This window comes from Petrotoga sp. HWHPT.55.6.3, from assembly GCF_002895495.1.
Classification (GTDB): Bacteria; Thermotogota; Thermotogae; order Petrotogales; family Petrotogaceae; genus Petrotoga; species Petrotoga mobilis.
Map to the genome: position 1 here is coordinate 71,231 of NZ_AZRJ01000002.1, position 12,877 is coordinate 84,107.

A 12,877-nucleotide genomic window follows, 5' to 3' on the forward strand; every position below is an offset into this window, starting at 1 on the left:
ATTATAAAATTATTTAAAATTTTTACATTCTATTTCTTTTTCGACTTATTTTGTCTGATATAATTGAATAAACAGAAAACAAAATCTTAGGAGGTATCCTGATGAATAAAACTATCAAAGAAGATGTATCTATCGTCTTATCCGGTGAAGCGGGCCAAGGGATTCAAACGATAGAAGGACTGTTAACATTTATTCTCAAAAGGGAAGGTTATTACGTATTTGCCACAAAAGAGTACATGTCTAGGATTAGAGGCGGAAGTAATTCAACTGAAATAAGGGTAAGTTCCAAACCTGTAAAAAGTTACGTTGATAAAATTGATATACTTATACCTCTCACAAAAAGTTCGGTTGAGCATCTAGGAGACAGAGTAACTGAAGATACCCTAATCATTGCTGACAACGATTCGTTGAAATTAGATAACAAAAATCTTTTCAACGTTCCTATTCTCTCTATTGCAAAAGAAATAGGTAATGAAATATATGCAAATATAGTTGCTGTTGGAGTAATTTTGGGCCTTTTTAAAATAAACATAAAGACTATAGAAGAGTATCTAAAAGAAAGATTTGGAGATAAGGGAGATAAAATAGTTTCAGATAATATAAAAGCAGCTTCAGAAGGTTACAAATTAGGAAAAGACTTTTCTGAAAGTAGTGAGATAAAAATAGAGATCTCCACAAATGAAACTTTAAAAGACGATCTATTAATTAGTGGAACCGACGCGGTAGCTCTAGGAGCATTAGCAGGCAATTGTGATTCGATTTTTTCATATCCAATGACCCCTGGATCGGGAGTTCTAGTTGATTTAGCAAATTTTTCAAAAAATTTCGACATTTTAGTTGAACAAGCCGAAGATGAAATTGCCGCAATCAATATGGCAATAGGCGGATGGTACGCTGGAGCAAGATCAATGGTGACTACTTCTGACGGAGGATTTGCTTTAATGGAAGAAGGACTTTCTCTAGCTGGTATGATCGAATCACCGTTAGTAATTCACCTTGCTCAAAGACCTGCCCCTGCAACAGGTTTACCGACAAGAACCGCTCAGGAAGGGTTAAATCTTGTTATACACTCAGGACATGGAGAATTCCCAAGGCTGGTTTTCGCTCCTGGTAGCCTTGAACAAGCTTTCTATTTAACTCAACAGGCTTTTAATATTGCGGATAAATATCAAATCCCCGTATTCATTTTGACAGATCAGTTTTTTGTTGACTCGTATTATAACGTTAAAAAGTTGGACCTCTCCAAAATAGAAAATAAAAAATATTTTGTAGAAACTGCTGAAGATTATAAAAGGTATGATCTTTCGAATGCAAAAAACGGAGTTTCACCAAGAGGTATACCTAACTATGGTAAAGGATTAGTTGTTGTAGATAGTGATGAACATGACGAGAAAGGTCATATAACGGAAGATTTGGATATACGAATTAAAATGGTGGAAAAAAGGCTCAAAAAATTTGATGCTTTAAAAGAAGACTTTATCACTCCCGAATTCTATGGAAATGATAACTACAAATATCTCATCGTATGTTGGGGTTCAAATTATAATGTTGTAAAAGAAGCAATAGAAAATATAGACAATAAGGATCTTGCTATGCTTCATTTTAGCCAAGTTTATCCCATCCCGGAAAATGCGGTTGAATTTTTAGAGAATGCAGAAAAAATAATTGATGTCGAAAATAACGCCACGGGCCAATTCGCAAAGTTAATAAGAGCAGAAACTGGCATAAAAATAGATAGTAAGATACTAAAATTCAACGGAATGCCGTTTTCAGTTGAAGAGTTAACCGCTAAGATAAGGGAGGAATTACAATGAGCGAAAGAAAAAATATGTTTACTCTAGAAAATGAAAAAGAATTAGACATTGCTTGGTGCCCAGGCTGTGGAAATTTTGGAATACTGAATATATTAAAAAAAGCCTTAGAAGAAATGGAGGAAATAACTCCTCACAATTTTGTACTCGTTTCAGGAATAGGACAAGCAGCAAAAATCCCTCATTACTTTAAAAACAATGCTTTTAATGGCCTTCATGGTAGAACTTTACCCGTTGCCTTTGCTATAAAAGCGACTAATCCAGATTTATACGTAGTAGCTGAAAGTGGAGATGGAGACATGTACGGTGAAGGCGGCAACCATTTTATCCACAATATGAGAAGAAACATTAACATAACAAACATAGTTCATGATAATAGGGTCTATGGACTAACGAAAGGCCAGGCTTCACCCACTTCACAACGAGGAATGGTAACCCCTGTCCAAGTAAACGGAGTAATACTTAACCCCTTCAATCCTATTGCCGTTGCTATAGCTAACGGAGCCACATTTGTAGCACGAGCTTTTGTGGGTGATATGCAAAACACGAAAGAAATCATTAAAAAGGCTATTAGGCATAATGGCTATGCGCTAATTGATTTGTTTCAACCATGTGTGACATTCAATAAAATAAATACTTACGCTTGGTTTAATGAACATACTTACAAATTAGGGGAAAATTACGATCCGTCTGATAAAATGCAAGCTTTACAAATGGCTTTTCAAGAGGACAAAATCCCTCTAGGTATAATATATGAAGAAAAGGGAAAACCAACTTTTGAAGAACAATTGACTATTTATAAGCAAAACAAAGATCCACTTTTTAAAAGAAGCATAGATTTAAACAAATTAGAAGGTTTCATAAATTCAATGAGATAAGAGGTGATATGATGGCATTGAAAGTTGGAGAATTGGCTCCAGATTTTAAATTGAAAGATCAAAACGGTGATGATAATTCTTTATCTGGTTTTAAAGGAAAAAAGGTTTTGCTTTCCTTTCATCCTTTAGCATGGACAGGGGTTTGCGAAACCCAGATGAAAAACTTGGATTTAAAGTATGACGAATTGGGAAAACTCAACGTTGTACCTTTGGGAATTAGCGTTGATGCATCACCTTCAAAAAAAGCATGGGCTCAAAATATGAAAATCAACAAACTTAAACTTTTGTCAGATTTTTGGCCTCATGGAGAAGTTGCTAGAAAATATGGTATATTCGATGAAGAAAACGGTTTTTCCAAAAGAGCGAATTTTTTAATCGACGAAGAAGGAAAAATTGAATTTGTAAAAGTTTACGAATTAAGAGATCAACCAGATTTAAATGAAATTATGAATTATATCAAAAGATGAAAGAAACTTAAATAGGCTTCGACAAAAAGTTCGAAGCCTAATTTATTATAATGGAGTTAAAATTATGAAGAAAATTGCTTTCACCCTTTTAATTTTGATGATTATTTCAACCAATTTATTTAGTCAAACGATAAATATACCAGAATTTCCAAAAGGGACTCTAACTATTTCACAAGAGGGAAGTAGTGTAACAATCCCTATTGAAATTGCTAATACGAACGAATTAAGAGAATTCGGTCTGATGTACAGGGAAGATATTCCTGAAGATTATGGAATGCTTTTTGTTTTCCCAAGTCCTGGAATAAGAAGCTTTTGGATGAAAAATACCTTTGTTGAACTCGACATTGCTTTTATAGATGCCAATGGAACAATATTGGATATACAAAACATGAAACCTTGTGAAGAATCACCTTGCCCTATTTACATAATTTACACACCTTTCAAATTTGCTTTAGAAGTAAAAGCAGGTTTCTTTGATCGATACGGATTCACCGAAGGGGCAAAAATTGAATGGTCAATAAATGAATTTTAAAACCATTGACATTGTATTTAAATGAGGATATAATTATAAGGCTGAACTACTTGGTTGATTTTGAAGGTTTAGAACCAGAAATTGTTGCCAGAAAATATCTACAAGGTTTAGGCCTTATTAAATAGTTTACAATAATTTGTGGAGGCGTGCACCGAATTGGCTAAGGGGCCGGTCTCGAAAACCGGTGGGGTTTATCCCCTTGTGGGTTCGAGTCCCACCGCCTCCGCCAATTTTTATATGAGGAGGGAAGTAAAAGATGCCCATTCTATCTGAAATTAATAAATACCTACAAAGTAAAATTTCACAGGGGAAAGACGATTATGCAATACCGAAAAGATGGATGCCACCTAATTATACCGGTAAAGTTAAACTAGCGGGGAGGAAATTTTTTGTTAATCCCTATGAGTTTATATCCAACATAATCGATAATCTATTAAAAAATGCTGGAAAAGATGTGGATTACAGCAAACCCCTTTCTTTCATTAAAAATGTTAAAGAACCTGATTGGATCAGAACGAGCATACTTTATTCTGCTCACGTACGAGCTACAGCTGCATATGTTCATGATCAAACTACTTTATTCGTTCCAATAGATGAAAAAGGTTATACTGAATCGGGTACATTCCTAAAAATGTTGATGTTAATCCCTTATTTTTCTACTTACAACGTCGATAGTATATACTTACTTCCAATAACCCAAGCCAGCAGTAAATTTAAAAAAGGTGAAGTTGGTTCGCCTTATGCAGTTAAAAATTTTTTCTCTGTAGAAAAAGATTATCATGACACACTTTTGGAAAATGAATTCACCCCTAATGAAGAATTTGGAGCTTTTGTCGAAGCCGCTCATATGGCTGGAATGAGAGTCTTGTTGGATTTTGTACCAAGAACAGGATCAAGGGACAATGACCTTATTTTAGAACATCCCGAATGGTTCTATTGGATAGATATAGACGAAATGAACGGTTTTGCACCTCCTAAAGTTGAAGGTCTGGGATTTGTTCAACCGAGCAAAGAAAATTTAAAAATTGTGTACAATGACGAACAAGTCAAAAATCATCTTAAAAAATTTAGATGGGATCCAAGAACTCAGAACCCACAAAAATGGGAAAATTTTATAAAACTAAATAAAGACAACCCAGATTTTTTGGATGAAATAGCAAGAGAGTTTAAAGTAATAACCGTTCCAGGATTTTCAGATTGGATAAATGATCCCCAACCAGCATGGGAAGATGTCACTTTCTTAAGACTCTATCTTTCTCATCCAGAAGAAGCTCTAAAATATATAGACGAGACAAATCAACCTCCTTATGTGCTCTTCGACGTAGTTAAATCAAGTTTGTTCCCAGGGAAAGAAAAGAATGCCGAACTTTGGAACCTAATAGCAAATATTATCCCATTCTATCAAAAAAATTTCGGTATAGATGGTGCTAGGTTGGACATGGGTCACGCTCTACCTGACGAACTTGAAGCTGAAATTATAAGAAGGGCGAAAGAATACGACCCTGCTTTTGTAATAATAGCTGAAGAATTGAACATGGACAATCATTTAAAAGCTAAAAAAAGTGGTTACGATGGAATTTTGGGAAATTCATGGTGGGCTGAGCCAAGAATAAAAGAAGGCTGGTTCAAAAAATTCATCTCAGAAGTAGCACCAAAATTATCTTTACCTACATTTGCAACGGCAGAGACACCAGATACCCCAAGAGCGGTTACAAGAGAAGGTGAAGAAACTTTCTCAAAATTGACAGCGGTGGTAAATACTTTCATGCCAAACGGAATAACATTTATAAACTCCGGATATGAGCTTTTTGAACCTCAACCTATGAACACAGGCTTAGATGTAGAAGATCCTGTGGAAGAAAGATTTAAAAATTTACCTTCAACAGATCAATTTTATGGCAAACTCGCATTCTTTGATTGGTATGTCCTACACTGGGATACAGACCATCATATGGTGAAATTACTTTCCTTATTAGGCACACTAAAAGAGGAAGTCAAAGATCTTTTGAAAAATCCTAACAATTACCATTTTATTGATTTTTCTGATGATGCAAGTGCAATGTTTTGGTGGAACGGAAAAAAAGGAGTTGTAATAGCTATCAATACTAACTTTAAAAATCCTTATTTCTTCGATATAGACCTTGGATATTATACCTGGAAAAGTGAGCATAACATACAAACAAAATTGGAAAATTACAGAAGAGGCGAAAGCTCTTGGAACGTTCAGGATGCACATTTAAGAGTAACAATCAATCCAGGGGAAGCCAGAGTTTTTTTTGTATATTAAAAAGGGCTTTTAGCCCTTTTTTATTTTAATTTTGGAAAGTTAAACTTGTCAACTTCTTGCTTTTTTATAAATTTTCTAAACTTTTTCTTTGCTTCCTTCATAAGCTCCTCTTGAACTATAAACAAGCTTGACTTTTTACTGGTAGGCTTTCTATATTCTCCATTCGGTTGTAACTCTCTTGCTTTGAAATTATCCTTTAAATAAAGGTTCAATACATCTATCAATCGTTGCTTCAAATCTTCCTGCTCTATTGGTATCAAGGTCTCAACCCTTCTATCCAGATTTCGAGGCATTAAATCGGCACTTGATATAAATAATTTAGGTAATCCGTTATTTTCAAAATAATATATTCTACTATGTTCTAAATACCTTCCCACTATACTTCTAACCGTTATACCTTCACTGACACCTTTTATTCCAACTTTTAGAGCACATATCCCTCTAACGATCAAGTCAACCTTCACACCAGCCATGGAAGCCTTATATAAAGCTTTTATTATAGATACATCTAGTAAGGAATTAACTTTTATTATTATTTTCCCTTTCCCACCTTTTTTAACTACCTCTATTTCATTATCAATCCATCGTAAAAAAGTTTCCCTTAAACTTGTAGGAGCAACTCCCAACTTTTTCCATGTTGGAGGTTTTGAATACCCCGTTAAGATATTGAACAGAGCCGATACATCTTGAGCATAGCTTTCCTTACAAGTAAAAAAATCTATGTCTTCATATAATTTTGCGGTTATGTAATTGTAATTCCCTGTACTCATATGAACGTATCTTCTGATACCGCTTTCTTCTCTTCTAACAATCAACAAAAGTTTTGCATGTACTTTTAATCCAACAAGTCCATAAACCACGTGGCAACCTGCTTTTTCCAACTCTTTCGCCCATTGGATATTATTTTCTTCATCAAATCTGGCTTTGACTTCTACCACAACGGTTACTTGCTTGCCGTTCTGGGCTGCTCTAATAAGATAATCTATGATTGGGGATCTTTTTCCGACTCTATATAAAGTTTGTTTGATTGCCAACACTTGAGGATCCTCTGCCGCCTGTCTTAAAAAATCTATCACATGCTCAAAAGATTCATAAGGGCGGTGTAAAAGAACATCCTTTTCCCTAATTACCTTAAAGATATCCTCCTTACCATAAAAGCTTGGGGAAGGTTGAGGAGAATAATACTCAAATTTTAAATGCTCATACCCTTCTAAATTAGCTATTTCCATGAGAGAACTTAAATCTAAAAGATTGGAAATCTCATAAATATTATCACTTCTTAAATTTAGCGAATTTACAAGGAAATTCCTCAGGTTCTGCCCCATATTTTTGGATATTTCTAACTTTACAGGAAAACCTGTTTTTCTTTCTTTAAGTGAACTTTCAATCTCAATTAACAAATCTCTGGCATCATCCTCGTCAATAGAAAGGTCTCCATCGCGTGTGATTCTGAACTCAGAAATCTCAATTACTTTGTATCCACTAAAAAATAAATCAGAATGCATTTTTAAAAGATCTTCAGTTAAAAATAAACACGTACCATCTTTGCAGGGGATTTTTATAAACCTTGGAAAAATCGTCGGTAGTGGTATAAAAGCAAATAACCTTTCCCCTTTATCATCTTCTAACTCAACACCTAGATTTATGCCACTACCCGGTAATATCGGAAATGGCCTACTTTGATCGACTGCCATGGGGGTAACTACGGGAAAAACCGTTGTTTGAAAATAATTATCTAAAAACTCCTTTTTTTCTTCATCAACTTCATTAACTTTGAGAACTTTGATATTCTCCTTTTCTAAAGAAGGTAGTAACTCATTTTCTAAACAATTATATTGCTTTTCCACCATTTCATGGGTTTTTTGAGAAATCTTCGTTAATTGATCTCTAGGAGTTAAGCCTGAAAAATCCGTTCCACTGAAACCAGCTTGAAGTTGTTCCTCCAAGCCAGCCACCCTTATCATGAAAAACTCTTCAAGATTGGATGAGGTTATGGAAAGAAATTTAACTCTTTCTAAAAGAGGATTTGTTGTATCATAAGCTTCCTCTAACACTCTAAAATTGAAATCTAACCAACTCAGCTCTCTATTGTTATAATGTTTGTAATCGTTCAAATCAATCTTCTTTTCTTTAGTTTTGTTGCTGCTAGTTTTTGCCATAAAATTTCATTCCTTTATACTTTTTTTAATAACTCTGGAAGTATTCCAAACACTTCCAAAAAGAAGTTATCCTTTCTTTTCAATGCCCACTCTTCCAACAAAGTTTCCTTTGGTGTATGAGTAGTTATAATCAGATGATTACCCTCTAAATTAACTTCAATATCTCCCAATTTGCTCTCATGAGCGACATCTAAGGCATCTGCAAGCCTCAATATGGCAAGCATCTTTGTTATCAAAATCTTATCCGGTATGTTTTCCAATTGTGATGAATAATCATCAATCTCCAAATCTTGAGCACTGTGGAAGTAAGCGATCCTTGATACAATGTCCAATTCTCTTGAAGTTAAACCTATAATCTCTGAACCTTTTATTATGTTATACGAATGCAAATAATGTCTCTTAATATTTACATATTTTCCAATATCGTGTAAGATAGCAGCCACTTGCAAAAGGAGTCTATGTCTTTTGCCCAACTGATGAACTGGTTCTAAAGCATCAAATAATTTCATCGCATATTTTTCTACTGTTTGGCTGTGAGTCTCCTCATAGAAATATCTTTTACCAATATTTCTAGAAGAAATGATCGTACTCTTTTCCAGTAAATTAAAAAATCTTCTATATTTTCTGCTCAACAACCGTTGAAATAACAAGCTCCTACTTAAATTAACCTTCGGAAAAACCAATATATTTTCAGCTCCAGATACTTCTAAAAGCAATCGATAAAAAGCTAAAGCTGATAACAACGAATTCGCTTTACTTTCAGAAATATCGTATTCTCTTGATAATTCGGTGGCATTCTTTGATTTCAAATTCTGGAAAAGTTCATTCAACTCCTCTTGGGGAATGTTTAATACTTCTTCCTCATTTTTCCCTAAAAGTCCAGCTAAAAACTCGATTTCATTGCCACAAGTTACAAAGGTTTTGATCTTTTTATTACTAAGCCAAACCTTGATAGGCTGATAAAATGTGTTTAAATACTCTCTGATTAAATTACTATAGTGCAAGGTGTTTTCTTCCAACTCCCTAAGCATCTCAGAGACTTTAACAGAACCTATTTTTATATTTTGAGAGCTGTCTATTAAACCCTTAGAATACGTTGCTAATCCCATACTTCCAGTCCCTATGTAAACGAATAAAATATCATCCCTTTTGTACTTTTTATATTTTTCAAAGTTTCTTATCAATTCCATGTAGATATGTGATTTTTCTTCGTAGTCATCTAAAACATCGATAGTAAAACCTGTTCTTGTTTCGATCTGATCCAAAATAAAATCTAAATTTTCTGCTTCTCTCAAAGCGGTGGTGCCTACTACCTTCAATTTACTTGCTCCATATTCCTCCGCTACCCTTTTGAATCCTAAAAGTTTTTTACTTAGGATCTCCACTTTTTCAAAAGTTATCCTTCCTGTTGTGAAGGTGTCTCTTCCCAAGAATAAGGGGTAATCCAAACTTTCTATTATATCAATATCATCTTGATCGTTCTGAGCAATATCAAAAGATATATTTTCTGTTCCTATGTTTATAACACCTGCTACCATTGTTATACACCTACTTTTTCTTTAACAAGCGAAAAAGCCCCATACAAGCATGCATCATCTAGCAATTGTGATAGTTTAAACTCACAACACTCGAAGATATGAGGTATAGAGTACTGCTTGGCTGTTTCAACTACTATAGGCATCAATTGTTCTCCTAAAGCCTCCATTACTCCCCCTCCTAAAACGATAACTTCAGGATTTAATAAATTAATGATGGAACCAGCATTTATTCCTATATACCTTGCGGCGTCGTTTAAGATATTTCTTATTAGATCGTCCCTTTGATCATAAGCAGCTTTTAAAGTAGAACTTTTCACTATGCCTTTCAAATCACTATTTTTTATTAAGGTCTTTTCGCCTCTCTCTTTTTTTCTAACTATTTCTCTTTGGATAGCTACTTTAGAAGACAAACTTTCCAAACAGCCACGAAGATTACAACCGCAAAGAGGTCCTTCAGGGTACACATTCATGTGTCCAATCTCAGCAGCAAAATTGAATGAACCTTTATATAATGATTCATTCAATATTAAACCGCCTCCAATTCCAGTTCCTACAAAATAACCTACGGCATTTTTTGCTCCTTTAGCGGCACCAAACTTCCATTCCCCATACATACTCGCATTGGCATCATTTTCTATAATAGTTTTGATGTTGTACTCTTGCTCAACAAAATCGACTACATTAAATTCATTCAAAGGCATGTTAGGAGTAAAGGTAATTTTTCCATCTTTTATAACCCCCGGTACCCCTATCCCTATCCCTTTTACATCTTTATTTTCTGACAGCAAAGAATCTAAAACTTTCTTCAATTGTTCGACAACTTTTTCTTTGCCTTTTGAACTTTTGGAACTCTTTTTTTCCGTCTTCAATTTGTTACCTTTCTCATCGAATAAAGTCCCGAGTATTTTAGTTCCCCCTATGTCTATCCCAATCCAATTGCTCATTTTTTACACCCCTTTTTATAAGATTCAAATTTAAGCCTCTTGACTAGAAATATTGTTGCATAACTTTTCAAAAATCTCACTCACCCCAACATCTATCTTCCCTTGTAATTGGTTTATTTCTTTATCAATTTCTTTTAATAAAGCTTTAATATTATCTTCTTGAAATTTTTTTACCAACTTTGTCTTTAAAATAATCAAATCATGATGAGTCCCCAAAATATCTTGAATCTGCTTAAACATGTCTTCTTCAGGTAAAGTTTCACCCTTCGATGCTCCCAATATCTCTGTTTTATAACGCAGATCTTTAACCTTTATCCTTATTTTATGCAGTTTTTTATCGTCACTTTTATCGGTATTTTTAAACTCTTCATAAACTTCCTCAAATTCTTTTGTGTAAAGATTGGCAAAATAAGGCTTATTTATCTGAAAATTTTGTATAAAATCAAACACCAAGAAGCTTAAACAACTTTCTAGTAGATGATCTAACTTTGAGATTTTTAAAGATTTTAAATAACTTTTAAACTTCTCCTTCTCTTTACTGTATTTTTTCTCGAAATAATCAATTATTTCATTATTTTGCCCTTCAATTTTTAAAAGAAAGTCTATGTGAACTTGATAATCTCTTGATTTATTGCTTTTTTTTAATATCTTATTTACTTTTTTCTTAGCTTTCTTAGAGCTTTCGCGTTTTGAAAATCCTTCCAAAAAATCTATACTTGCTTCTATCCTTCTACACGATGTTCTCATGTCGTGAACAGTATCGACACCCTCTTCATCTAAAACATTAGAGATGTTTTTTAGAAGACGGTTTTTCATCTTTTCAAAATATTCGATGTACTCTTTCAAAAACATCCATGGATTTACTGAAATATCGTTTAAGAGCTTAGTGACTTCGGATCCACCATCCATTTTAATTTTCCTTTCCCAGATAAAATATCATCGAATGATTCTCCTTCAATACAAATTACTCCGGCCTTTCTCAAATGCAAATCATCACCTGTTAATTTTTTTGCAAGTTCGTCAAAAGTTGGATTGTGTCCAAACATGATCACATTGTTATATCCCTTTGTAATATTTGAGATTTTTTCAATTATCTCTTCTACTTCTCCTTCATACAATAATTCTTCTTCTACTATCTTTGGCTTGGATTTAAAAGACCTTGCAAAGATTTCTGCGGTTTCTTTTGTCCTCAAAGCAGGAGAGGTAATCAAAAGATCAACCTTATTTAAAATTTTAGCCACATATTCTGCCACTTCTCTAGAATCGTTTTTACCAACTTTTGTCAACTTTCTTTCAAAATCATCAATTTCCGGAGATCTTTTTTCTGCTTTGGCGTGTCTAACTAATATCAGGTTTTTCATCTGTGAACTTTCCTCCTTCTATGAACGTTTTTAAAAAGAATTCACATAATCTCTTAAAGCTGATCCGATTCTTCCTAACAGGGAATCCATATCACGAGTTTTGTTCAATCTTTTCAGAGTGTTCCAAAATATATATATTCCCGCTAAACTTCCTATTAAGTTTCCGATAAAATCCGTCATTGTATCAAAAAGACTATCCTCTTGAGCCAATCTGTATCCAGGATAATCTCTAAAGATTAGATCCGAAGTAAACTCTCCTATTTCCCAAAATACTCCTAGTGTCATAACAATAGAGAGGGTAACAACAAATACTTTTAGAAAGAAAAAAGACATTTTCATCCTAGTCCAGATTAGTTCAGAACCCATCACCAATGGATATATAAGAAATGAAAGCCAAATACCTCCTGTAAAATGAAGAATAAAATCGTAAATTTCAAAGCGATCATAAAATTGATACCACATACCAAATACACTATGTAAAGAAATTTGTATTATTGTTACTGTACGTATTTCTTCAAGAATCGTAGATTTTGTTACCCATTCAAAAACCCAAGTTAAATAAACTCCAAAAGCACTTAAAAGGTATCCTAAAAAATGTGGTAAGTTAAAATCCCAAATGCTTCCTATAATAGGGATAAATACAACAAAAGAAAAAAACAAGTTAATAGTTCTTAAAACAGAATAAACCGTTGAACTTGAAGTAAACAAGGTTTCTTTCACCACAGGATCTCTTACCAAAAAGTGATGAATTTTGTCAAATTCTATTTTTGCTTTTTTCAATGTTTTCGAAAATCTTGGTGTAATTGATATCACCTCATTTTAAGTTTTTGCATATTCTATAATTTATTTCAATTATACCATTTAGATACAAAAACAAAAAAAGCAGCGAAATAATTCGCT

General features: G+C 33.7%; 11 protein-coding genes and 1 tRNA gene. 6 read left to right on the forward strand and 6 right to left on the reverse strand.

Annotated elements, in window-relative coordinates; translation table 11 throughout:
• The first annotated feature begins 101 nt into the window (after positions 1 to 101).
• From X926_RS00785 to X926_RS00810, 6 genes are all read left to right on the forward strand, one after another.
• A complete protein-coding gene (locus X926_RS00785; protein WP_103064600.1) occupies positions 102 to 1,814 on the forward strand; it encodes a 2-oxoacid:acceptor oxidoreductase subunit alpha in 1,713 nt (570 codons plus the stop codon).
• Positions 1,811 to 2,689 carry a thiamine pyrophosphate-dependent enzyme gene (locus tag X926_RS00790; RefSeq protein ID WP_103064601.1) on the forward strand — a complete coding sequence of 293 codons (879 nt, stop codon included), beginning with the start codon at positions 1,811 to 1,813 and terminating at the stop codon, positions 2,687 to 2,689. Before X926_RS00785 ends, X926_RS00790 begins: the two co-directional genes overlap by 4 nt.
• A gap of 11 nt (positions 2,690 to 2,700) precedes the next feature.
• Positions 2,701 to 3,156: a peroxiredoxin gene (locus X926_RS00795; protein WP_199171151.1), complete on the forward strand. Its 456-nt coding sequence runs from the start codon at positions 2,701 to 2,703 to the stop codon at positions 3,154 to 3,156.
• A gap of 64 nt (positions 3,157 to 3,220) precedes the next feature.
• The gene (locus X926_RS00800; protein ID WP_103064602.1) at positions 3,221 to 3,688 is read left to right on the forward strand and encodes a DUF192 domain-containing protein; all 468 of its coding nucleotides are present in this window, start codon (positions 3,221 to 3,223) and stop codon (positions 3,686 to 3,688) included.
• 140 nt (positions 3,689 to 3,828) lie between these two features.
• Positions 3,829 to 3,917, forward strand: a tRNA-Ser gene (locus X926_RS00805).
• Positions 3,918 to 3,944: 27 nt separating this feature from the next.
• Complete coding sequence (locus X926_RS00810) at positions 3,945 to 5,975, forward strand: alpha-amylase family glycosyl hydrolase (protein WP_103064603.1); 2,031 nt, start codon at positions 3,945 to 3,947, stop codon at positions 5,973 to 5,975.
• A 20-nt stretch (positions 5,976 to 5,995) separates the two neighbouring features.
• On the opposite strand, the gene X926_RS00815 is transcribed toward X926_RS00810, so the two are convergent.
• Genes X926_RS00815 through X926_RS00840 form a run of 6 tightly spaced genes read right to left on the reverse strand, consistent with a single transcriptional unit; the run spans position 5,996 to position 12,757 of the window.
• Positions 5,996 to 8,134 (reverse strand): RNA degradosome polyphosphate kinase, encoded by a 2,139-nt coding sequence (locus X926_RS00815; protein WP_103064604.1) that lies wholly within the window; start codon positions 8,132 to 8,134, stop codon positions 5,996 to 5,998.
• Between the two features lie 14 nt (positions 8,135 to 8,148).
• Positions 8,149 to 9,672, reverse strand: a complete 1,524-nt coding sequence (locus X926_RS00820; protein WP_103064605.1) for an HD domain-containing protein — start codon at positions 9,670 to 9,672, stop codon at positions 8,149 to 8,151.
• 2 nt (positions 9,673 to 9,674) lie between these two features.
• Positions 9,675 to 10,616 (reverse strand): ROK family protein, encoded by a 942-nt coding sequence (locus tag X926_RS00825; protein ID WP_103064606.1) that lies wholly within the window; start codon positions 10,614 to 10,616, stop codon positions 9,675 to 9,677.
• A 30-nt stretch (positions 10,617 to 10,646) separates the two neighbouring features.
• Entirely contained in the window at positions 10,647 to 11,525 is an 879-nt protein-coding gene (locus tag X926_RS00830) for a CHAD domain-containing protein (RefSeq protein ID WP_103064607.1), read from the reverse strand.
• Complete coding sequence (locus X926_RS00835; RefSeq protein WP_103064608.1) at positions 11,492 to 11,977, reverse strand: histidine phosphatase family protein; 486 nt, start codon at positions 11,975 to 11,977, stop codon at positions 11,492 to 11,494. The genes X926_RS00830 and X926_RS00835 overlap by 34 nt, the downstream gene beginning before the upstream one ends.
• Positions 11,978 to 12,007: 30 nt before the next feature.
• Entirely contained in the window at positions 12,008 to 12,757 is a 750-nt protein-coding gene (locus X926_RS00840; RefSeq protein WP_233186647.1) for a hypothetical protein, read from the reverse strand.
• Positions 12,758 to 12,877: the final 120 nt, after the last annotated feature.

Coding starts and splice junctions, on each gene's coding strand:
- X926_RS00785 (WP_103064600.1), top strand. CDS start 102: ATGAATAAAACTATCAAAGAAGATGTATCTATCGTCTTATCCGGTGAA.
- X926_RS00790 (WP_103064601.1), top strand. CDS start 1,811: ATGAGCGAAAGAAAAAATATGTTTACTCTAGAAAATGAAAAAGAATTA.
- X926_RS00795 (WP_199171151.1), top strand. CDS start 2,701: ATGGCATTGAAAGTTGGAGAATTGGCTCCAGATTTTAAATTGAAAGAT.
- X926_RS00800 (WP_103064602.1), top strand. CDS start 3,221: ATGAAGAAAATTGCTTTCACCCTTTTAATTTTGATGATTATTTCAACC.
- X926_RS00810 (WP_103064603.1), top strand. CDS start 3,945: ATGCCCATTCTATCTGAAATTAATAAATACCTACAAAGTAAAATTTCA.
- X926_RS00815 (WP_103064604.1), bottom strand. CDS start 8,134: ATGGCAAAAACTAGCAGCAACAAAACTAAAGAAAAGAAGATTGATTTG.
- X926_RS00820 (WP_103064605.1), bottom strand. CDS start 9,672: ATGGTAGCAGGTGTTATAAACATAGGAACAGAAAATATATCTTTTGAT.
- X926_RS00825 (WP_103064606.1), bottom strand. CDS start 10,616: ATGAGCAATTGGATTGGGATAGACATAGGGGGAACTAAAATACTCGGG.
- X926_RS00830 (WP_103064607.1), bottom strand. CDS start 11,525: ATGGATGGTGGATCCGAAGTCACTAAGCTCTTAAACGATATTTCAGTA.
- X926_RS00835 (WP_103064608.1), bottom strand. CDS start 11,977: ATGAAAAACCTGATATTAGTTAGACACGCCAAAGCAGAAAAAAGATCT.